Source organism: Microbacterium sp. Z6_144, from assembly GCF_057197625.1.
Window position 1 is genome coordinate 419,043 of record NZ_JBXVPT010000001.1, and the last position, 19,189, is coordinate 438,231.

23 protein-coding genes are annotated in these 19,189 nt (G+C 66.8%); 15 read left to right on the forward strand and 8 right to left on the reverse strand.

Annotated elements, in window-relative coordinates:
- Nucleotides 1–27: 27 nt before the first annotated feature.
- Nucleotides 28–1,050 carry a ketopantoate reductase family protein gene (locus tag AC2DGY_RS01980; protein ID WP_484508019.1) on the forward strand — a complete coding sequence of 341 codons (1,023 nt, stop codon included), beginning with the start codon at nucleotides 28–30 and terminating at the stop codon, nucleotides 1,048–1,050.
- On the opposite strand, the gene AC2DGY_RS01985 is transcribed toward AC2DGY_RS01980, so the two are convergent.
- The 3 genes from AC2DGY_RS01985 to AC2DGY_RS01995 are packed head-to-tail and all read right to left on the reverse strand — an operon-like array spanning nucleotide 1,045 to nucleotide 3,178.
- Nucleotides 1,045–1,737, reverse strand: a complete 693-nt coding sequence (locus AC2DGY_RS01985; protein ID WP_484508020.1) for an SDR family NAD(P)-dependent oxidoreductase — start codon at nucleotides 1,735–1,737, stop codon at nucleotides 1,045–1,047. The two genes, AC2DGY_RS01980 and AC2DGY_RS01985, sit on opposite strands and share 6 nt — an antisense overlap.
- The gene (locus tag AC2DGY_RS01990; protein WP_484508021.1) at nucleotides 1,734–2,162 is read right to left on the reverse strand and encodes a hypothetical protein; all 429 of its coding nucleotides are present in this window, start codon (nucleotides 2,160–2,162) and stop codon (nucleotides 1,734–1,736) included. The genes AC2DGY_RS01985 and AC2DGY_RS01990 overlap by 4 nt, the downstream gene beginning before the upstream one ends.
- Complete coding sequence (locus AC2DGY_RS01995; RefSeq protein WP_484508022.1) at nucleotides 2,159–3,178, reverse strand: zinc-dependent alcohol dehydrogenase; 1,020 nt, start codon at nucleotides 3,176–3,178, stop codon at nucleotides 2,159–2,161. The genes AC2DGY_RS01990 and AC2DGY_RS01995 overlap by 4 nt, the downstream gene beginning before the upstream one ends.
- 195 nt (nucleotides 3,179–3,373) lie before the next feature.
- Between AC2DGY_RS01995 and AC2DGY_RS02000 the strand changes: the two genes are divergently transcribed.
- From AC2DGY_RS02000 to AC2DGY_RS02010, 3 genes are all read left to right on the forward strand, one after another.
- On the forward strand, nucleotides 3,374–4,471 hold the full coding sequence (locus tag AC2DGY_RS02000) for a zinc-dependent alcohol dehydrogenase (protein ID WP_484508023.1): 1,098 nt from the start codon (nucleotides 3,374–3,376) through the stop codon (nucleotides 4,469–4,471).
- A 49-nt stretch (nucleotides 4,472–4,520) separates the two neighbouring features.
- Nucleotides 4,521–5,576: a LacI family DNA-binding transcriptional regulator gene (locus AC2DGY_RS02005; protein ID WP_484508024.1), complete on the forward strand. Its 1,056-nt coding sequence runs from the start codon at nucleotides 4,521–4,523 to the stop codon at nucleotides 5,574–5,576.
- Nucleotides 5,577–5,703: 127 nt separating this feature from the next.
- On the forward strand, nucleotides 5,704–5,877 hold the full coding sequence (locus tag AC2DGY_RS02010; protein ID WP_484508025.1) for a hypothetical protein: 174 nt from the start codon (nucleotides 5,704–5,706) through the stop codon (nucleotides 5,875–5,877).
- A 154-nt stretch (nucleotides 5,878–6,031) separates the two neighbouring features.
- Here AC2DGY_RS02010 and AC2DGY_RS02015 read toward each other — a convergent pair whose 3' ends face one another.
- The gene (locus tag AC2DGY_RS02015) at nucleotides 6,032–6,607 is read right to left on the reverse strand and encodes a TetR/AcrR family transcriptional regulator (protein WP_484508026.1); all 576 of its coding nucleotides are present in this window, start codon (nucleotides 6,605–6,607) and stop codon (nucleotides 6,032–6,034) included.
- Between the two features lie 54 nt (nucleotides 6,608–6,661).
- Here AC2DGY_RS02015 and AC2DGY_RS02020 point away from each other — a divergent pair, with 54 nt between their 5' ends.
- Nucleotides 6,662–7,789, forward strand: coding sequence for a glycosyltransferase (locus AC2DGY_RS02020; RefSeq protein ID WP_484508027.1), 1,128 nt, complete (start codon nucleotides 6,662–6,664; stop codon nucleotides 7,787–7,789).
- A gap of 54 nt (nucleotides 7,790–7,843) precedes the next feature.
- Here the strand turns inward: AC2DGY_RS02020 and AC2DGY_RS02025 are convergent, their stop codons facing one another.
- Complete coding sequence (locus tag AC2DGY_RS02025; RefSeq protein ID WP_484508028.1) at nucleotides 7,844–8,428, reverse strand: TetR/AcrR family transcriptional regulator; 585 nt, start codon at nucleotides 8,426–8,428, stop codon at nucleotides 7,844–7,846.
- 90 nt (nucleotides 8,429–8,518) lie between these two features.
- Here AC2DGY_RS02025 and AC2DGY_RS02030 point away from each other — a divergent pair, with 90 nt between their 5' ends.
- From AC2DGY_RS02030 to AC2DGY_RS02045, 4 genes are read left to right on the forward strand one after another with little or no spacing between them, the layout of a single operon-like run.
- On the forward strand, nucleotides 8,519–9,397 hold the full coding sequence (locus tag AC2DGY_RS02030; protein WP_484508029.1) for a beta-keto acid cleavage family enzyme: 879 nt from the start codon (nucleotides 8,519–8,521) through the stop codon (nucleotides 9,395–9,397).
- The gene (locus tag AC2DGY_RS02035; protein WP_484508030.1) at nucleotides 9,397–10,242 is read left to right on the forward strand and encodes an HpcH/HpaI aldolase family protein; all 846 of its coding nucleotides are present in this window, start codon (nucleotides 9,397–9,399) and stop codon (nucleotides 10,240–10,242) included. Before AC2DGY_RS02030 ends, AC2DGY_RS02035 begins: the two co-directional genes overlap by 1 nt.
- 39 nt (nucleotides 10,243–10,281) lie before the next feature.
- Nucleotides 10,282–11,664: an MFS transporter gene (locus AC2DGY_RS02040; protein WP_484508031.1), complete on the forward strand. Its 1,383-nt coding sequence runs from the start codon at nucleotides 10,282–10,284 to the stop codon at nucleotides 11,662–11,664.
- 8 nt (nucleotides 11,665–11,672) lie between these two features.
- Entirely contained in the window at nucleotides 11,673–11,999 is a 327-nt protein-coding gene (locus AC2DGY_RS02045; RefSeq protein ID WP_484508032.1) for an ArsR/SmtB family transcription factor, read from the forward strand.
- Nucleotides 12,000–12,173: 174 nt separating this feature from the next.
- Here AC2DGY_RS02045 and AC2DGY_RS02050 read toward each other — a convergent pair whose 3' ends face one another.
- Nucleotides 12,174–12,716, reverse strand: coding sequence for a TetR/AcrR family transcriptional regulator (locus AC2DGY_RS02050; protein ID WP_484508033.1), 543 nt, complete (start codon nucleotides 12,714–12,716; stop codon nucleotides 12,174–12,176).
- Between the two features lie 85 nt (nucleotides 12,717–12,801).
- Between AC2DGY_RS02050 and AC2DGY_RS02055 the strand changes: the two genes are divergently transcribed.
- The 5 genes from AC2DGY_RS02055 (at nucleotide 12,802) to AC2DGY_RS02075 (ending at nucleotide 15,659) form a co-directional block, all read left to right on the forward strand.
- A complete protein-coding gene (locus tag AC2DGY_RS02055; RefSeq protein WP_484508034.1) occupies nucleotides 12,802–13,227 on the forward strand; it encodes a nitroreductase/quinone reductase family protein in 426 nt (141 codons plus the stop codon).
- A complete protein-coding gene (locus AC2DGY_RS02060; protein WP_484508035.1) occupies nucleotides 13,224–13,991 on the forward strand; it encodes an SDR family NAD(P)-dependent oxidoreductase in 768 nt (255 codons plus the stop codon). The genes AC2DGY_RS02055 and AC2DGY_RS02060 overlap by 4 nt, the downstream gene beginning before the upstream one ends.
- A gap of 66 nt (nucleotides 13,992–14,057) precedes the next feature.
- Nucleotides 14,058–14,489, forward strand: a complete 432-nt coding sequence (locus tag AC2DGY_RS02065; protein ID WP_484508036.1) for an Rrf2 family transcriptional regulator — start codon at nucleotides 14,058–14,060, stop codon at nucleotides 14,487–14,489.
- A gap of 79 nt (nucleotides 14,490–14,568) precedes the next feature.
- Nucleotides 14,569–15,189: an NADPH-dependent F420 reductase gene (locus tag AC2DGY_RS02070; RefSeq protein ID WP_484508037.1), complete on the forward strand. Its 621-nt coding sequence runs from the start codon at nucleotides 14,569–14,571 to the stop codon at nucleotides 15,187–15,189.
- Between the two features lie 53 nt (nucleotides 15,190–15,242).
- Nucleotides 15,243–15,659: a nuclear transport factor 2 family protein gene (locus tag AC2DGY_RS02075; RefSeq protein ID WP_484508038.1), complete on the forward strand. Its 417-nt coding sequence runs from the start codon at nucleotides 15,243–15,245 to the stop codon at nucleotides 15,657–15,659.
- Nucleotides 15,660–15,952: 293 nt separating this feature from the next.
- Here the strand turns inward: AC2DGY_RS02075 and AC2DGY_RS02080 are convergent, their stop codons facing one another.
- Together AC2DGY_RS02080 and AC2DGY_RS02085 are read right to left on the reverse strand one after the other, a co-directional pair.
- Nucleotides 15,953–16,669 (reverse strand): SDR family NAD(P)-dependent oxidoreductase, encoded by a 717-nt coding sequence (locus tag AC2DGY_RS02080; protein WP_484508039.1) that lies wholly within the window; start codon nucleotides 16,667–16,669, stop codon nucleotides 15,953–15,955.
- Between the two features lie 820 nt (nucleotides 16,670–17,489).
- Entirely contained in the window at nucleotides 17,490–17,972 is a 483-nt protein-coding gene (locus AC2DGY_RS02085; RefSeq protein ID WP_484508040.1) for a MarR family winged helix-turn-helix transcriptional regulator, read from the reverse strand.
- Nucleotides 17,973–18,061: 89 nt separating this feature from the next.
- On the opposite strand from AC2DGY_RS02085, the gene AC2DGY_RS02090 reads away from it, so the two are divergent.
- Nucleotides 18,062–19,174 (forward strand): LLM class flavin-dependent oxidoreductase, encoded by a 1,113-nt coding sequence (locus AC2DGY_RS02090; protein WP_484508041.1) that lies wholly within the window; start codon nucleotides 18,062–18,064, stop codon nucleotides 19,172–19,174.
- Nucleotides 19,175–19,189: the final 15 nt, after the last annotated feature.

Sequence of the window (19,189 nt, forward strand, 5' to 3'; positions counted from 1 at the left end):
CGTTTCGATCGGAAAGAAGAGGTTGCTGTGCCTCACATCGCCATCCTGGGTACCGGCGCGAACGGTGCGAGCCTCGCGTGCGACCTCGTGAACGCGGGACACGACGTCACGATCATCGAGCAGTGGCCGGAGAACGTCGCCGCCATGCGATCGGCCGGCGTGCGGATCGAGATGCCGGATTCGACGAGCACAGCTCCCGTCCGAGCACTCAACCTCAGCGACGTCGCCACACTTCGTGGGGAGAAGTTCGACATCATCTTCGTCGTCATGAAGGCGTACGACACCCGATGGGCGTGTGAACTCGTCAAGCCCTACCTCCACGACCATGGCCTGGCTATCGGTCTGCAGAACGGCATGACCGTCGACATCATGGCCGACGTGTTCGGACCGCACCGCACCCTCGGTGCGGTCATCGAGATCGCTGCTGCGATGTGGACCCCCGGCGTTGTGGAACGCCACACACCACCCTCCGGCACGTGGTTCGCGGTCGGCAGCTTGGACGAGTCCACCCGGGGCCGGGAGACCGAGGCGACGAGCCTCCTGCAGCACTCGGGCACCGCGGTTGTCGTCGACGACATCCGGTCGGCGAAGTGGATGAAACTCGTCGTGAACGCGGCTGAACTCGTGACCTCCGCCATCCTCGACCTCCCGCTCTTGGACGCCGCAAGGCTTCCCGGAATGCACGATTTCATGCTCGCCACCGGCAAAGAGGCCATCCGCGTAGCCGTCGGAACCGGGCGATCGGTCGTTCCCATCTTCGGGCTCACCGATGTCGACCCGAGCCGGCCGGACCAATTCGTCGAGACGATGCTCGACGCGGTGTACACGCAGTGGTCGCTGCCGCAGACCAAGACGACCGTGCTCCAGGACTGGCAGAAGGGGCGCCGCGGTGAGGTCGATGAGCTCAACGGCTTCGTTGTGAGCGAGGGTGCCCGGATCGGCCTGCCGACTCCGGCGAACGCGAGGACGGTCGAGCTGGCGCACGAGATCGAGCAGGGCGCCCTGGCGGGATCGCCGGACAACCTGGCGCGCCTCACCGCGCCTCTATGACAGCACTTCACCACCCGTGACGGCGGCGACAAGGAAGCGGGGTTCAGGAACCTCGACGAGCCACGCGGCTGCCGCTCCGAGCTCCGATGGTTCGCCGAGCCGGCCTGCCGGGATGTGGGCGGAGCGCGACGCGAGCACGTCTTCATAGGTGACTCCCGCGCTCTCGGCCATTCCTTCGAACGCGCGGCGCAGCAGGGGAGTGTCGGTCGCACCGGGGCAGAGCACCCGGATCCGGGGACCGGAAGGCTGCGCGGCCAGACCGCGGGCCCATCCCATGAGAGCGAATTTCGATGCCGCGTACGCTCCGTTGTTCGCCTCCCCGTAGAGCCCTGCCTGGCTCGAGACGATGACGAACACACCGTCGCGGTCTTCGAGCACGTCCTGCAGAACATCGTGCAGACGGAACACCGAGATCGTGTTGACACGCATGACCCGCTCCGCGAAGGCGCGATCCACGCCGGCGATGCTGCGGGCTGCGGCGATGCCGTGAGCTGCGACGACCCCGTCCACGCCCCGGTCGATGACGGCCGCGCGCACGGCGGCGAGATGGTCCGGATCGGTCAGATCGCCGCTGAGGTCGACGTCGCCGCTCAGGTCGTGGAGGAAGACCGTGTGGCCTCCCGCTCTGAGTGCGCTGGCGATGGCAGAGCCGATCCCTCCCGCAGCGCCGGTGACGAGAACCTTCACAGCGCCTTCTCCCTCAGATCGTACGTCGTGCCCCGCGAGAAACCCCCGTGCGCCCCTTCGAGGTAGTCCACCGTGCGGTCGCGCCCCGACTGCTGCTCTTCGCTGGAGATCAGGAGGGTGCACGCGGGCGAGTCCGGGCCCGATTCGAGCGTCAACGATTGAACGAGCCCCCGCACCGCTTCGATGAACGCCTCGGTGCCGGGCATCGCGTCCGGGAGCATCCTCTCTGGCACTCGAAGATCGATGATTGACCGGCCACCCGCTGCTAGTCCAGACGCACGCGCGAGCTGTTCGATGACGGCGAAGACCCCATCCGTCAGGAGCGAATCCCGATCCGCGGGCGTCGAGGCGCGGAGCGGCCGGACGACCGCTCGCGCGACGCCCTGCTCGCCGAATTCCGCCTCGAGGGTGAACGATCCCGTCACAGTTGTGCCGCGTATTCGATGTGCACCTTGATGGCCGTCTGGCGATCTTGGGATGCCTCGAGTGCCTCGATGGCCTGATCACTGGGGAACCGATGGGTCACGAGGGGACTGAGATCAAGACCGGTGGCTTCCAGGAATCGCAGGGTGGCAGGCCAGTCGCCCGGAGCCCCGATCACGCCGGTGATGAAGAGCTCCTTGGCTTGGATCAGACCGAGCTTCGCTGGGGCTTCTCGACCGACGTCGATTCCCACATAGACGACGCGGCCGTGGAAGGCCGCCAGTTCCAGCGCCTGAGCCATGACACCGGGGTGTCCGCTGGCTTCGATCACGACGTCCGCGCCGCGCCCGCCCGATCGTTCTGCCAGCACTGCGGCGATGTCATCCGGACTCACGGCCTCGGTGGCGCCGAGGGCGAGGGCTGCCTTCCTGCGTTCTTCAGACGGCTCGACGACCAGGGTCGTGGCGCCGAGGGCGGCAGCCGCGGCGGCCGTCATCAGCCCGATCGGGCCGGCGCCGAGCACGACGACGACGTCGCTCGGATCGACATTGTTCGCCTTGCGGAGCGCCCCGTACGCCACGCTGAACGGTTCGACCAGAGCGCCGTTGGTCCACGAGACGCTGGCGGGCAGCTTGTGCAGCCACGCTGACTTCGCGACGAAGAAGTCGGCTGCGGCCCCGCTGATGGAGAAACCGAAGTGCTCGACGCCGATCACGCACTCGCCGACCACACGATCTCCGACGGCGAAATCATCCACCTTCGCTCCGATTGCGACCACCTCGCCTGCCCACTCGTGGCCGGGAATGATCGGATACGTGAACGGAATGATGTAGCGACCTTCGAGCAACTCGATGTCAGAGTGGCACACGCCCAGCGAGCGCGTGGCAACGAGGACTTCGTCGTCCGCGATTTCTGGCACCCCCAGTTCAACGATCTCAGGGGAGTTCTCGCTGAGGTAACGCAGGGCTTTCATACTGCTCCTTCGCAGGTCGATCGATCCAGTGGCGTACAGCCACACTGCACACAGAGGATACTACCGCACCGCTACTGAACGCGAACGGGACAACCTCATCGCTATCAGGCCGACGCCCTGCAGTGCGTCGTCGGCGTCCTCGCGCGTGACTTCGTCTCTAGAGTCGCAATCGATTGCAGTAGCGTATGAACTCGTCGTCGCCAACCCGTACTGATCCGCCACGACCACAGGAGTTCACCGATGACCGCCGAGACGTTTATGCCCGATCCTCCGACGATGCGCGCCGCCGTGTTCCACGGCCAGAAGGATGTGCGTATCGAGCACGTGCGCGTTCCTGAGGCCCTCCCCGGAGAACTCCTCCTCGAGGTCGGTGTCGTCGGGGTGTGCGGGACCGATGCCAGTGAGTGGGCGTACGGCCCGAAGGCGTTCCCCACCGACGCGCAGCACCCCGTCACCGGGCATGTCGGCCCGATGGTGATCGGCCACGAGTTCGGGGGAACGGTCGTGGCGGTCGGCGAGGGCGTCGACTCGTCGTGGCTCGGCAAGCTCGTGGCCTCCTGCGGGTCCGTCCCGTGCGGGGAATGTGGCGAATGCACCTCCGGTCGCTCCAATCTGTGCCGCCGGTACGCGGCGGTAGGGCTGCACCGAGACGGCGCGCTGGCCACTTACGTCTCCACTCCCGTGCGTAGCTGCGTAGACGTGGGATCTCTTGGGCTGAGCGCTGAAGAGGCGGCGTTGGCACAGCCGATGGCGATCGCCGTCCACTCCATGCGGCGCGTTCCCTTGAAGGCAGGCGACGTCGCGATCGTCCAGGGCGTCGGCGGCATCGGGGCGTTCCTCATCCATGCCCTCGTCGACGCCGGTGTGCACGTCGTCGCCGTCGATCTCGCGCCCGAGCGCCTCGACATCGCGAAAGACCTGGGCGCACCGGTCACGATCGTCGCCGGAACGACGGAGGCCGAAGCGCTCATCCGGGCTCAGTTCGAAGAAGTCGTCCCGGTGTTCTTCGAGGTCACCGGGACGGATCGGGGCCTCCAGCTCGCGATCGACATCGTCCCGATGGGGACGGCGATCGTGATGGTCGGCATACAGAAAGCGCCCCGCACCGTCGACCTGGCGCGCGTGACGGTCCGCGAGCTCAGCCTGATCGGGACTAACGCGATGGTTCGTGAGACGGACTTCCCCGAGGCGGCCCGGCTCGTCGCGGAGCGACGGGGGCGTTGGGGGATCATCGCGCCCGAGCCGCTGTCTCTCGACCGGCTCGTCGAGGGAGCTCTTCGCCCCATATCGGAGGGGAAACCGCCGGCCATCAAGACGCTCGTCCGGCCCTCACCATAATGGGCGGAGCGCGTGCGCACCGCCGTACGCGGGGAAGAAGGCAGTTCCGATGTCAAAATTCGGCCCGCCGACCTTGAAAGACGTTGCGGACCGCGCGGGCGTGCACGTCGGCACCGCGTCTCGCGCACTGAACGACGACCGGGCCCACCTGGTCAACGAGGAGACCCGCGCCCGTGTCCGATCCGCCGCGGAAGCGGTCGGCTACCGGATGAATGCGGTCGCCCGCTCGCTGCGGAAGGGAACGACGGGAGCTGTCGGTGTCGTCGTGGCGGACCTCTCCAACGGGTTCGTGCTCTCGCTCCTGCGGGGCGTGGAGCAGGAAACGCGAGCCCGCGGTGTCCTGCCCCTAGTGGCGGAGACGCACGACGACCCCGAAATTCTTCGAAGCGTTGTGACCCGCCTTCTGCGCTACCAGGTCGACGCCGTCATTCTGAGCGCCATCCACACCGCCGACCGCGAGTTCGTGACCGAGCTGGAGCGCCGCGTCCCCGTCGTACTCGCGGTGCGTGGGTTCGACGCTCTGGACGTCTCGGAGGCGACGCATATGGAGGTGCTCCAGGACGATGTGCTCGGGGCGCGGACCGCGGTCACTCATCTCATCGGACTTGGGCACCGTCGCATCGCGCAATTGCCCGGCGACGATCGCATCTGGTCGTTCATCCGTCGCTCAGAGGGGTATCGGGCCGCCGTGGCCGCGCATCCCGAGGTCGAGGACGTGTCGACGGGCGGGCACGCCATCGCGAGCACGATCGGCGAAGGTCGGCGTCTCGCGGCGGAGCTCCTCCGCCGACCCGTCGACCGCCGGCCGACCGCGCTTTTCGCGCACAACGACCTCATGGCCGTCGGCGCGCTGGACGCTCTGCGCGACGCAGGCCTACGATGCCCCGACGACGTCTCCATCGTGGGCTACAACGATGCGCCGCTCAGCGATCACCTCGATCCGCCGCTCACCACCGTGCGGCTGCCCGGTTTTGAACTCGGCCGGCACAGCGCCCGTCTCGCTCTCGCGGCACTGGCCAACGGTGCTGCCACGCCTGAGCGGATCGTGCTCGCCCCCGAGTTCGTCGAACGCACGTCGACCCGCCCTGCGGGCTCCCCCACCTGAGGAGATCTCCGGCATGTGGATGACTGGACATCACCAGCTTGGCGGACTTCTCCTCACGCCGCTGCCACCGACCCGTTGAGCTGGTACATCTAGCGGAAGCAGTCACGCCGCTAGCGTCGCTGGCGCGGTGGTCCTCGGCGCCGGTACGCGCAGCGTCGATGCGGTCTTCGTGGCGGGTCGGCCGCGCAAGTGGGAAGGCCGACTGTTGGTCGAAGATGCCGACCGCCTGCGCAGCGATGTCCTCGAGTCGCGCGACCGCCTCCTCGAAGCGATCGAACACGAGCTCGACATCAGCGCCTGACGCGGCGGCGCTGGCGCGCCGCGAGGTGCCCGGTGATGATGCTGACGGCTGCCTTGGACGGGCTGGTCATAGTGGCCCGCCATCGCGAGAGGGAATGAGGCTGTCAGGACCCATCGCCATCGTCAACGTCGTGGCGCCGGTCACTGACGTCGGTTCATGCCGTCTCGGTGGCTCCCGCGAGAATCCGGCGCAGCGTGTCGGCGAACCTCGGGAAGTCGACGGTGTAACCGGCACTCGTCATCGCGCTGAATCCGACCAGGGCGGCGAGGACGGAGTCGATGGCCGCGCTCGTCTCAGGGGTGGCATCCGAACCGCCGCCGCCGAGCGCCCTGGCGAACAACGCGTGAAGGGCGGAGTGCCGCTCGACTGCGAGGTGGCGCACCGCGTCGTCCGTGAGCGCCTCGGCCCAGATGAACGTCGTCAACCGCGCCTGGTCATCGCCCCCGGCTGACGGGTCGATGTATTCGAGGAGTCTGTCGAGGATGGCGACGGCGCCTGCAGGCTCGTCGACCGCCGGGTCGGAAGTGCCGTCCCGGCCGCGGACGACGGCGGCGATGAGATCTGCCTTGGAGGGGAAGTGCCGGTAAAGTCCGCCCACCGACATGCCCACCTCTGCCGCCAGTCGCTGCATCGAGGCATTCCCAAATCCGGAATCGGCGAACACCCGTCGCGCGGCGTCGATGATCGTCGCCCGTCGCAACGCCGCTGTCTGCGGGGTCAGCCTCGGCACGAGCGCCGCCCCATCATCGTCAAAGCGAATGAACGTTCGCGGTACCATTGGGCCATGCACATCATCTTCCTGGGTGTTCCGGCTGCCGGCCACCTGTACCCCATGACCCCTTTGATGGACGCGGCTGTATCCGCGGGTCACGACGTCACCGTGATCACGGGTGGGGGCGGCGCTGCACTCCTCCCGCATCACCGCGTCGTGGAGGCAGGTCCTTCTGTCGCGGAGAGCATGACGGAGACCGAGCATCGCCTCGTCGGCGACGACGGTCGGCATCCCGGTGCGGGTGCGATCGAGCTCTTCGGGGGAGTGCGTTCCGACCTCGGCGCGGATGCTGTGCGGGAAGCGATCGACGGCCTCCATGCCGACCTGGTCATCGGCGATCTGCTCGACCAGCTCGCTCCACTGGTGGCCGCCTCGTTGCAAGTGCCTTTCGTGCAGTTCATCCCCTCCGGGCCGATTCCCAGCCCGCTCATGCGGGCGATCGAGGACCGAGCGTCGTCGTCGTTCAGCACCCGGCAGCTGACGCGCCCGACGCCGATCGCGGTCGTCGACCCGTTCCCCGCGGCGCTGCTTGACGGGGAGGAGCGGGAGGCAGCTTCCGCTCACGAGGCGATGCAGCCCGCCGTCTACCGAGAACCGGAGTCGTATCCGCGGGGCTTCGAGCTGGACCGCTCCGGGCCGGTCGCGGTGGTCAGCCTTGGTACGAGCGTGGATGAGCCCGAGATCGAGTCCGCCCTGGTGCAGGGGCTCGCCGGAGCGGGGTTCCAGGTCCTCATCACCAGCCCGCGTGGTGCCGCAGAGCCGGAGACGTCTCCCGAGAACGTGCATCGCGTCGGCTTCATCCCGCTGGGGCGGCTTCTGCCGCTGGCGGATGTGGTCGTGTCCGCGGGGGGAACCGGAACGACGCTCGCCGCTCTGACCGCGGGGGTGCCGATGGTCATCCGCCCCTTCTTGGCGGATCAGCCCTGGAACGCGACACGACTCGCGAACGCCGGCGTCGCGATCGCCATCGAGGACCCGGCGGACGTGGTGCACGCGGCGCACCGCCTGGTCACGGAACCGTCCTACCGGGAATCCGCCGCTCGAATCGCGGCCGCAATCAGTGAGATGCCGAGCGCAGAGGAGGTGCTCGCGCGTCTGGTCAGCTTGCTTGGCAACCGCGTGGCATCACCCAGCCGATGAGCCTCCGGGCTTCCCCGTGCGGCCCGACTTCCGCGCGGCCCCGCCACCGGCGGATCAGTCCGTCGTACCGGCGTGAACCGGGGCGCGCTCGCAGATGGCTGCGGCGGCCTCCAGCAGCGCGCGCCGGTGATCTTGCAGGCGCTGGACGGAGGTGGGGTCGCTTCCGTCCGCTGTGAGCAGTGCGGCGGGGGACAGGTACCAGCTCTGAGCCAGCCCGAAAAGGAAGGCAAGGGTATCGACGGATTGCGTGGAGACGGTGTCTACCGCTGACATGGCTCGCACGCGCTCGATGTACGACCGAGTCGAATTGTGACCCTGCTCTGGCCGCTCGAGTTGGCGCCATAAGTGGATGCGCAGCGCTTCCGGGTGAGCGCGATGGTAGTCGAAGAGGCGCCCCGTCCACTGCGGGAGGTCGTCGTCTGTCAGCGGCACGCTCGCGGCCATGCTGTCGAGCGCGGAGTTCAGGGCTGCGAAGAACAGTTCCTCCTTGTTGCCGAAGTGCGCGTAAATCGAACGCACATTCGCGCTAGCGAGCGTTGCAATCCGTTCCACCCGCGCACCGGCGAGCCCGTGGCATGCGAACTCCTTCACCGCTGCGTCGAGGATCCGTGTCGAGGTATCGGGGGGAGAGGAGGGCACCACGCAACTCTAGCGAAGTAAGTTCTTCTTGACCGCGGGCCTCGCACGATCATATGGTGAAGTAAAAGTTCCCTTACTGAGCGAGGTTCGATGAAGAAGCTAATCCTTGAGATGCGTGTGAACGAGTTCGCCTCTCGTGACGTGAACCCGCATGTCCCGTTCACCGCGGAGGAACTGGGCCAGGTCGCGGACGACTGTCGGGAGATCGGCGCATCGATGTTCCACTTCCATTCGCGGACGCCGGCGGGGGATCCTGACTTTTCTTACGAGACGTATCGGGACGTGATGGCTCGGGTGCGGGGCGGGTCGGACATCCTGGTGCACACCTCGCTCGGAGCGGAGATGCAGGTCGCAGACCCCGCGACTCGGCTGGAGAACGTCATTCGTCTGGTCCGGGACGGGCTGGGGCCGGATCTCATCCCGTTGGACATGGGGAGCAGTAATTTCGACCTGCTGACTCCGGACGGTTCGGACTTCGAGACGACCGACAAGGTGTACGTGAATACCACGGGCACGCTCAAGCAGTTCGCCGAGATCCTTCGGGACGAGGGCATCAAGCCGTACTTGCAGATCTGGAACGCGCCCAACCTGAGGCTGGCCGAGATCTTCGTCGACATGGGGATTCTCGACTCGCCGGTGTGGATGACGTTCGGGATGAGCGGTGGGCGGTCCTTCATCAATCACCCGCCCACCCCCGCAGGCCTGCACGCCTACCGCTCGCTCGTGCCTGAGAACCTGCGGGGGGAGTGGTCGGCCACCGTGTTCGCGGACAATCTCTTCCAGATCGCCCCTGACGTCCTCGAAAACGGCGGGCACATCTCGATCGGCATCGGCGACTACGCCTACCCTGAGCTCGGCCTGCCCACCAATCAAGAACTCGCTCAGGCTGTCGTCGACCTCGCGCGGAAGCACGGACGCGAGCTGGCGACCCCCGACGAGGCGCGCGAAATGCTCGGGATCGTGCCCTGATGTCTGATCGCGTGAATGGGCTCATCGCAACGCTGGAACAGGGCGATGTCGCCTTCGGCGCGTGGCTCCAGAACGGCGACTTCTCCGCCGCGCAGCGCGCGGGGGATTCCTCCGCGGACTTCGTGATCGTGGACATGGAGCATACGGGCTTCGGATTCACCGAGCTCGGCCACACGTTGCAATGGCTCCTCAGCCGGCGCACCTCTCATCTCCGCCCGGCTCCGGCCTCGCCTATCGTGCGAACCCCTGTCACCGCAGACGATCGGGCAGCGTGGGTCCATAAGCAAACGCTCGACTACGGCGCGATGGGTCTCCTGCTCGCGCAAGCGTCACGGGCCGAAGATGTCCGCGAGGTGGTGCAGTCCATGCGATATCGCCGGCGGGAGGACGACGGTCCCACCGGTCGGCGCGGTGCGCTACCCGGTACAGCGATGCGGTACCTGGGCATGGACTCACACACGGAGTACTTCGCCCGTGCGGATCTCTGGCCGCTCAACCCGCAGGGCGAACTGATGCTCGTCCTGCTGGTGGAGAGCGTCGAAGCCTGGCAGAACATCGACGAACTGGTCGCCGTCCCAGGTGTCGGCGCGGTGCTCTGGGGACCGGGCGACGGTCTCGTAAGCCTCGGCATCCACACCTTCGACGTCGCCGACCCGGTACTCGATCCCTACCGGGCGGCCGTCGTCGCATCGTGCAAGGCAGCGGGGATCCCCGTCGGCAACCCCGCCGCAACCGACCTTCACCGCGCAATCGATGAAGGCTTCGACTTCATATCCACGCCCAACTGGGACGAGGCCAGCATCACGGAAGCCCGGGCCTACGCACGCGCCCGCCGGCAAAGCTGACCGAACCCGCAAACCGTCCATCGCTTCAAAGGAGAAGACATGAACACCATTCCCGGCGCTACGCATCCGCTACCAGACACCGGCGCGCGTATCGTCGCCCGCCTCGATCGTCTCCCGGTGACCCGGATACAGGTCTTCTGGGTGATCGTGCTGGGCCTCGCCTACTTCGTCGAGACCTTCGACAACTCCGTCTTCGCCTACGCGGCGCCCACGATCCGCGCCGAGTGGGGCCTTCCCCTCGAGTCGATCGGAGTCATCACGTCGGCTGTGTTCGTGGGCATGATGATCGGCGCGATCGTCGGCGGCAGAGTCTCTGACCGATTCGGAAGAAAGCGCCTGCTCGTGTGGTCGTCGGTGCTCTACTCCCTCGGGTCCCTCATGTCAGCGCTCGCTCCGAACTACGAGATCCTCGCCGTGAGCCGCGTCGTCACCGGGATCGGAGTGCAAGCAGCGACGGGGGTCATCATGGTCTACCTTGCCGAGATGTTCCCTCGGCTCTCACGGGGCCGATTCTTCAGCGCGCTCACATTCATTGGCCTCACGGCAGGTCCTGTTACCTCTCTCCTCGCGCTCCGGCTCGCGACCGAAGGCGACGCCGGCTCCTGGCGGTGGCTGTTCGCGCTGGGCGCCGCAGGTCTCGTGGTCGCCATCCTGGCAGCGATCGCCTTGCCTGAGTCGGTTCGGTGGCTTCAATCAGTGGGACGCCACGCTGTCGCGGACCAGATTGTGTCGAATCTTGAAAGCCGAGCCGTCGCCTATACGCGTCGGCCGCTGGCCGACCCGGCCGCGGTGCCCGAGCTGGCAACGCCCAAGGGCACCTACCGGGAACTCTTGTCACCGGTTTACCTGAAGCGCATCGGGGTTGCCACGGCAGGGTGGTTCCTGTTCCTCTTCGTCGTCTACGGGCACCTGTCATGGGTGGCAACCGTGCTCGTAGAGACCGGGATGTCGCAAACAGAGGCGCTCAGCTTCGTCTCTGTGTTGTCCTTCTCGTCCTTCCTCAGCCCGGTGCTGCTTTTTCCCATCGCCGATCGACTCAACCGCAGGACGACGATCATGATCGCGTGCCTGGTGGCGGCAGCGAGCTTCACGGTGTTCTCGTTCGCCATCTCTCCGATCGTGATGGTCGTCTCCGCTTTCATCGGTCAGACGATGCTGGCAGTGGGCTCGGCGGCCTTCTACACCTATATCCCTGAGATCCTGCCTACGCACGTTCGAGGTATTGGTGCAGGGCTCATCAACGGCGTCGGCCGAATCGGGGGCGTTCTGCAGGGACTCGTGGTCGCGGGAATCTTCGCCGTCATCGGCTTCCAGGGCCTCTACCTCGCCCTGGCGGTGATCGTGGTGGTGGTCGGGCTCATCATCGGCTTGCTGGGAGAGCGGACAGCCAAACGCGCCCTCGAGGAGATTTCCGGTGAGTGAGCCGGGCGATGAGCTCCCCAGAGCTTGCCCGGGTGTTCTCGGCTCTTGCCAACGCGGATCGGCTGGCGATACTCGCAGAGCTCTCTCGAGCCGCCGAATCCGTGCCCCAGGGGTCGGGCGCCAGAACCATATCCGAGGTGGCGCTTCGCGTGAACATGAGCCGGTTTTCGGCGTCCCGCCATCTCGGCGTCCTCCGCGAAGCGGGTCTCGTCGAGTGCGTTCGGTCGGACCGGAAGGCGCTCCACAGCCTGACCTCGGGGTCATTGAACGCCCTCGAGGACTGGCTGTACCCGTTGCTTGACGCCGCAGCCGCGACGCAGTCCTCGAGTGCATAGCCCTCGATACCCAGGGAGGTCGCGTTTTGCTCTACACCTCGGCGCATTCATCTCGGAGCATCTCGCCGGATGAACGACGCGCAGATGTTTACCCGAATGTCACGACCTCGGGAGTCGGCTTTCCTGATGGGACGGCTTCCTTCGGGCTCTCTTCGCCTGCCGCCCGGCCTGAGGTCAGGCGAGGAGGCGAGTGATCGCTTCGACCGCGGCGGCCCGCCTCGTGTCGCTGCTGGCACGCGCGTCGGCCGCCAGGAGGCCGATCGGCGCGAGCTGCCAGGCTTGGGCGACGGCGTAGATGATGACGAGGAGGTCAACGGCGCCGATGGTGGGCGACGCTTGCTGCTGCACTGATTCGACTTTCGCCAGATACGCCTCGAGCGGCTCGGAGGCGGCCTCCGGCCGTTCGAGCTGAGCCCAGAGGCAGATGCGGAGCACCTCGGGCCGACGCTGATGGAAGTCGAAGAGCTCGCCGACCCAGGCTGGCAGATCGGACGGATGAGGGGGAACCTCTCCCGCCATCCGCATGATCGCGTCCGATAGCGCCGCGTCGAAAAGGCCGCTCTTGTTGCCGAAGTACGCGTAGATCATGCGCACATTGCTCTCGGCATCCTTCGCGATGCGGTCGATCCTGCCGCCCGAGTAACCATGCGCGGCGAATTCCGTCACCGCGGCCGAGAGAATCCGCGCCCTAGTCGCCTCCGCGTCGCGCTGCGCCATGCTCACTCCGTTCGGTGCCGTCGTTTGACACGATCTCCGTCTCGCGTCTAGTCTATAAGTAAATTGCTACTTACTTAGGAGTGTGATGGAACTGAGAATCGAACGGGCCTTGGCTATTACCCCGGCCTCACGTGCTCGGGAGCGCACGATCGACATCACCACCACCGGCGCGCGCACCGGCAAGCCGCGGCGCATCGAGGTGTGGTTCTACCGGGTCGACGGGCGGATCTATCTCTCCACCACGCCGGCGAGGCGCAGCTGGTACGCGAACATCGTGGCGAACCCCGACTTCGTGTTCCATCTCAAGAACGGGGTGCGGGCGGATCTGCCGGCAGTGGGCACTCCGGTGCTCGATCGCGCTCAGCGGGAGGCGGTGTTCTCGTCGATCATCGACGACCTCAATCAACCGTGGAACCCGGCCGGGATCCGGCAGCCGGTTGCACCCCTCGACGAATGGATGCAGGGAAGTCCGCTCATCAGCGTGAACTTCCCGGAAGGAGACACCGAATGACCGAGAACACCCCTCGAATCGCCGTCGTCACCGGGGCCAACCGGGGCCTGGGCCGAGCGACCGCCCGCGCTCTCGCCCAGCGGGGCTTCGCGGTGGCGCTCACCTATCGGGGCGATGCCGACGAGGCCTCCCGCGTCGTGGAGGAGATCCACGCCGCAGGCGGTGAGGCCATGGCCGCGCGACTCGACCTGGCGGATGTCGCCTCCTTCGCCGACTTCACGGTCTCGCTGCGGCGCGACCTCGACGAGCGGTGGGGGCGTTCCGGCATCGATGTGCTGGTGAACAATGCCGGGATCGGGCTGTTCGGCCGGCTCGAAGACGCCACCGTCGACGAGTTCGACGCTCTTATCGGAACGAACGTGCGCGGCACGTTCTTCCTCATCCAGGCACTGGCACCCCACATCGGCGACGGCGGTCGCATCATCAACGTCTCCACCTCGCTCACCCGCCACGTCAGCCCCGGAACCTCGCTCTACGCCGCGTCGAAGAAGGCGGTGGAGGCCATCACCCGCAGCCTCGCCGTGGAGCTCGGGCCCCGCGGCATCCGCATCAACAGCATCGCCCCCGGCCCGACGGCTACCGACTTCAACGGGGGCGCCATGCGGGACGACCTCGAGCTGCGTAGCAGCCTGGCCGCCACGACCGCGCTCGGCCGCGTCGGCCAGCCCGACGAGATCGCCGATGCCATCGCAGCCCTCGCGTCGAGCGAGCTGCGCTGGATGACGGCCGAACGCATCGAGGTCTCCGGCGGCAGTCTTCTCTAGAGTCCGGTGGACGGGGTTGGATGTAACTGTTATGGTTACAACTCGATCGGGAAGGGGCGGTGACCGGTGAGTGCCAACAGCAGGCTGACCATTGCGGCGCACGCCCTGACGTGGATTGGCCTCTATCAGCGGAGAGGTCATGATGTCGCCACGTCGGAACAGGTGGCGAAGAGCGTCAACACCAACCCCGTCGTGATCCGCCGTCTGCTGACGGAGATGCGCGCGGCCGGCCTTGTGGAGTCGCGACGCGGAGCGGGCGCGGGGTGGACGCTCTCGAGGGATATGGCCGACATCACGTTGCTGGACGTCTATCGAGCGATCGAGCCCGGTCCGCTGTTCGCGTTGCACCGCTCGACCCCGGATCCCGACTGCGTCGTGGGCTCACGCATCGGCTCGGCCATGACGGCGGTCTATGCGCACGCCGAGACTGCCGTGCACCAAGAGCTCGCCAAGGTCACGCTCGAGGATGTCCTGCGAGATGTGCTGAGCGCCGCGTGACGCGGGCTCGTGGGTCGTGCCGATAGTTTTTGCCCTTTGTTGTAACTAAAAGGGTTACGACAGAAGGGAGGACGAGGACATGAGAGACATGGAATTCACCACCATCGGTACGATCGGCGCAGGCGCGGCGGCGCGGGCCGTCGCAGCGCACGCGGCGCGGGCGGGTCATCCGGTTCTGCTGAGCAATACCCGCGGACCGGAAACACTCGCATCAGCCGTCGACGCCGTCGGACCCGGTGCCACCGCGGCCACGTTCGAGGAAGCCGTGGCGGCAGATCTCGTGCTGCTCGCAGTCCCGTTCATCAACGTGCCGGCCGTCGGTCGGCGGCTGGACGATTGGACCGGGCGGGTCGTCGTCGACATGACGAACCAATTCGCCGAGGTCAACCCCTACCGCGGGTTCGCGGACGTCTCGCCCTTGACTGGAAGTGAGTGGGTCGCGCAGCAGTTGCCCGGCGCCACCGTGCTCAAGGGGTTCAACGCCATGTTCGCGACCTTCATGGCACCCGACCCTCGGCACGAGGAGGGCAACCAGGTCGTGTTCCTCGCGGGCGACGAGAACGAAGCGAAGCAGGCGTTCGCGCGGATGGTGGCGGGGTTCGGGTTCGCACCGGTCGACCTCGGCGCGCTGCGGGAGGGCGGTGCCCTGATGCAACTCGGCGGCGCGTTGAGCGGCAAGCACTTCCTCGCGCAGACGTGACCGGGGCGCGCTTCCACCTGACCAACCATCACCACAAGAGAGGAACACCCACTATGACCACAGACACCCCAACCACACGCGCCATCGCCGAGCAATTCCTGGAGCGGCTGGGCCGGCAAGACCAGGATGCGGTGCAAGAGCTCTTCGCGGCAGACATCGACTGGTACGTCCCCGGGAGCGACACGCTGCCGTGGACGGGGCATCGGATCCGGCGGGAGGAGGTCGCGCCGTACTTCACCACGATGTGGCCCCGTTTCGTGCCCGGTGAGAGCGATGTCACCCTGGAGAAGCTCCTCATCGACGGCGGCGACGCGATCGTACTGGCAACATTCGGGCACACGGTCGTGGACACCGGCCGGCGATACACCACCCCGGTCGCGATGCACCTGGGGATCGAAGACGGCGAGATCGTGCGCATGCATCTCTACGAGGACACTCTCGTCGTCGCGGAGGCGTTCGCCGCCGCGTGACGGACCCGCCGCAGGGACGAGGAAGGGGTCGGGGTCAGATGGCGCCCGGCCTCTTCGCTCGGCAGGCGAATCCTGGCGGCTTCTTCGACGCGAGCAAAAGTCGTCGCGCGAGGGCGACGCCGACGTCTTGAACGATCGTTCTCCTTCCCGGTGGACCAAGAAAGCATACGGAGATCGCGGGAGGGCCGACCGCGCCCGCGGCTGCCGGGCGCGGATCCCGGGCGGGCAGGCGCGGTGGGCACGACGAGGCTGAATCCGTCCGGTCCGATGAGCGACCCCGGTCGGGGCATGCTTCACGGATCCAACGAGATCCCCGTCTGCTGGGCGAGCAGGTCGATGAGAGTGTCCTGAAACTGCTCGTTCAGGGCGGCGGGGTCCGGGTGCTGCGTGCGCTGATGATGCCAGTACCCGCCGGTGACGGGCGTGACGTCGGGGTGGGTGGCGAGCCAGACCTGCGTCTGGTATCCAGCGGTGAGGTCCTCGGGGGCTCCCCGGCCGCCGATCCTGGTGCGCACCCAGCCGGGGTCGACGGCGTGGCTGGTGGTCTCAGGCCACCGGTCCGCCAGAGCCATCGTGAGCGCGGTGACCCACAGTTTGGTGTCGCTGTAGGTCGCGGCCCGGCGGGTGAGCCGGCGAAGATCGGTGGATCCGCCGCGGTGCAGCGAGCTGCTGAGGTAGATCAGCCGGGCGGGCCGTTCCATTCGGGCGGTGAGGATGTACGGGGCGATCACGTTCACCGAAGCCACCCCTGGAGAGTCCAGGACAGCGGCGTTATGGATGACCGCATCGAACCGGCCGAACGCGGCGGCCTGCGCCGCGACATCGAGCGTCGGCGCCGGATCGGCGAGATCGCCGGTGACCGCGCCGTGCCATGCGTGGCCTGCGGGCGCTTCAGGTAAGCGTCCGGCCGAACGGGCGTGCACGACGACGTCGTGGCCTTGGAGGACGAGGGCACGGGCGGCGCCCAGGCCGAGGCCGGTGGAGGACCCGGTGATGAAGATGCGCGCCATCTCAGGACTTCCATTCGTGGAACGTGGAGCGAAAGCGCATTCGTTCTCCGATCGGCGGCCGCGCCACAAGCAGGTCGTGCGCCTCAGGCTAGACCGGCCGGTGGCTGACCGCAGCGCTGGAGGGGTGCCCTGCGGGTGCACGTCTCCTCAGATTCCCGCGCCCGGTTCTGGCAAACATCGGCCTGGGGGACGAAATAGTCCGCTTTGAGAAGGGACATCCCGAATGAATGACACAGAACCAACTCGTGGGGGTGGAATGAGAGGGTTCCTGGGGTGACACGCAGCGCCTGGCGGCAGGGGGTGCAGCCGCTGGTTCGGCGTCCCGCAAGATACGCGCGAGGGTCCATGAAGGAATCCCGAAGACGGCGAAACGGCGGGTAACCGGCCGATAGCGTTGCAAGTGCGTTCGGGCCACTGGGGAGTGGGGCGAACGGCAAGGACGGACTGTCGGATGCACGCAGTCAGCGTCGAACCGCCTGGGGTTGCGGGAGAGGCTGAACGCGTGCGACAGACCGAGCTGTGACCCGGGCAACGCCTGGAAAACACGAAAAGCCCCCGGCCCGCATGCGAAAGTGTGCAAGCCGGGGGCTTCATTTTTGCGACACGTCGCTGTACCCGCGACTCCTTATGACGGCTCGGAGGTGCGGATCAGGCCACAGTGCACGCAGGACCAAGCGACGAGGAACCTCTCGTCGTCGAGGATCTCGAACCTGAGCGGGTCGCCGCAGGTCGGACATAGCCGCGGATCCGCGGCGCGCTCGTTCACGACGTCAGCCTACGGACCCCCGGCTCGGAGTTCGCGGGTTCTCCTCGACGCTGCTCACTCCTCCGTGGCAGTGCCGTCCAATCCGAGGTGGCGACGCAGCGCGGCGGAGATGTCGTCGAGATGGGCGAACTGCTCGGGGGTCAGCGCGTCGACGAAGAGCTCGCGCACGGCGCGCAGATGTGGGATGGATCCCCTTCGGAACTTATCGCGACCGAGTTCCGTGGCTGTCACGTCCACCCCGTGTACGTCGCCGGCGCAGGGGATCCTCCGGATCAGGTGGCGTTTCTCCATCCGGCCCAGGTGGTGCGAGAGCCGGCTTCGCTCCCATCCGACGAGCTCCGCCAGCTCCGATGACCGCACAGTCTGCTGCGGCGCCTCGCTGAGGGCGAGGAGCACCCCGTAGTCGCCGGCCGACAGGGATGTCTCGCTCTGCATGCGACCACCCAGGCGCGTACGAAGCACTTCCGAGGTCTCGATGTAGTCCCGCCAGATGCGCAACTGCTCGCGCGAGGGCGTCTTCCGGTGGTGATCGGCCATCTCTTCTCCTCGGGAATAGACATGTCAACCTCCATGTTGCAGCATTGACACGTCAATCCGGGCCGCCGGTGGCGAGAGAGGCGTTGATCATGGCAATCCACATCGCGGACGTCGAGTTCGGACTGAACTCGTTCGGCGACATCGCCACCGACGGGGGGCGGGTGATGTCGGATGCTGAGACGCTCCGGCTGCTCGTCGAGGAGGCGCAGCTCGCAGAGTCGGTCGGGATCGACGTGTTCAGCGTCGGTGAGCACTACCGGGAGGGCATGGTGGACTCGGCCACCCCGGTGATCCTGGCGGCGATCGCGCAGGCGACCTCGACCCTCGGTCTCGGTACCTCGGTGACCGTCCTGTCGACGCAGGATCCCGTGCGGCTGTACCAGCAGTTCGCGACGGTCGACGGCCTCTCCGGAGGCCGCGCGCAGCTGGTGCTGGGCCGCGCATCGGCGATCGAGTCGTTCGCCCTGTTCGGATACGACATCGCCGAATACGAGCAGATCTTCGAGGAGAAGCTCGACCTGTTCCTGCGGCTGATGCGTGAGGACCGTGTCTCGTGGACCGGCGACTACCGCGCTCCGCTGGAGAACGTGCGTCTGCATCCTCGAATGCCCCAGGGAGGAATCCCTACGTGGATCGGGATCGGCGGAAGCCCCGACTCCGTCATTCGGGCGGCCCGCCACGGCCTTCCCCTCATGATGGCGATCATCGGTGGACGTCCAGAGCGCTTCGCCGGGCACGCCGAGCTGTACCTGCGTGCGCTCGCGCAGTTCGGCCGTCCGGAACTGCCGATCGGTCAGCACTCCCTCGGTTTCATCGCCGACAGCGATGAGGAGGCGAAGAACATGCACTGGCCGCACTGGCAGCCGGTCGTGGCTGCGCTCAATGAGGAGCGCGGCTTCTACCCCCCTACCGCCGAGAGATACGAGACGGAGGTCGGTCGTGGAGCGCTGTATGTCGGATCGCCCGAGACGGTGGCGCGGAAGATCGCGGGCATCGTCCGCACCAACCACCTGTCGCGCTTCGACCTGAAGTACGACCTGCTGCATCTGCCGCGGGAAGCGCGTGAGCACAGCATCCGTCTGTTCGGCGAACGTGTCGTCCCGCGGGTGCGCGAATTGCTCCACGAGGATCCCGGCGACTGGCGCCTCACCGGGCGCAGCACGGCGGAAATCATCAAGGGCGGCAAAGCCGCCCACGCCTGACATTCACGAAAGGAA

Coding starts and splice junctions, on each gene's coding strand:
- AC2DGY_RS02000 (WP_484508023.1), top strand. CDS start 3,374: ATGACCGCCGAGACGTTTATGCCCGATCCTCCGACGATGCGCGCCGCC.
- AC2DGY_RS02005 (WP_484508024.1), top strand. CDS start 4,521: ATGTCAAAATTCGGCCCGCCGACCTTGAAAGACGTTGCGGACCGCGCG.
- AC2DGY_RS02020 (WP_484508027.1), top strand. CDS start 6,662: ATGCACATCATCTTCCTGGGTGTTCCGGCTGCCGGCCACCTGTACCCC.
- AC2DGY_RS02030 (WP_484508029.1), top strand. CDS start 8,519: ATGAAGAAGCTAATCCTTGAGATGCGTGTGAACGAGTTCGCCTCTCGT.
- AC2DGY_RS02035 (WP_484508030.1), top strand. CDS start 9,397: ATGTCTGATCGCGTGAATGGGCTCATCGCAACGCTGGAACAGGGCGAT.
- AC2DGY_RS02040 (WP_484508031.1), top strand. CDS start 10,282: ATGAACACCATTCCCGGCGCTACGCATCCGCTACCAGACACCGGCGCG.
- AC2DGY_RS02045 (WP_484508032.1), top strand. CDS start 11,673: ATGAGCTCCCCAGAGCTTGCCCGGGTGTTCTCGGCTCTTGCCAACGCG.
- AC2DGY_RS02050 (WP_484508033.1), bottom strand. CDS start 12,716: ATGGCGCAGCGCGACGCGGAGGCGACTAGGGCGCGGATTCTCTCGGCC.
- AC2DGY_RS02055 (WP_484508034.1), top strand. CDS start 12,802: ATGGAACTGAGAATCGAACGGGCCTTGGCTATTACCCCGGCCTCACGT.
- AC2DGY_RS02060 (WP_484508035.1), top strand. CDS start 13,224: ATGACCGAGAACACCCCTCGAATCGCCGTCGTCACCGGGGCCAACCGG.
- AC2DGY_RS02070 (WP_484508037.1), top strand. CDS start 14,569: ATGAGAGACATGGAATTCACCACCATCGGTACGATCGGCGCAGGCGCG.
- AC2DGY_RS02075 (WP_484508038.1), top strand. CDS start 15,243: ATGACCACAGACACCCCAACCACACGCGCCATCGCCGAGCAATTCCTG.
- AC2DGY_RS02080 (WP_484508039.1), bottom strand. CDS start 16,669: ATGGCGCGCATCTTCATCACCGGGTCCTCCACCGGCCTCGGCCTGGGC.
- AC2DGY_RS02085 (WP_484508040.1), bottom strand. CDS start 17,972: ATGGCCGATCACCACCGGAAGACGCCCTCGCGCGAGCAGTTGCGCATC.
- AC2DGY_RS02090 (WP_484508041.1), top strand. CDS start 18,062: ATGGCAATCCACATCGCGGACGTCGAGTTCGGACTGAACTCGTTCGGC.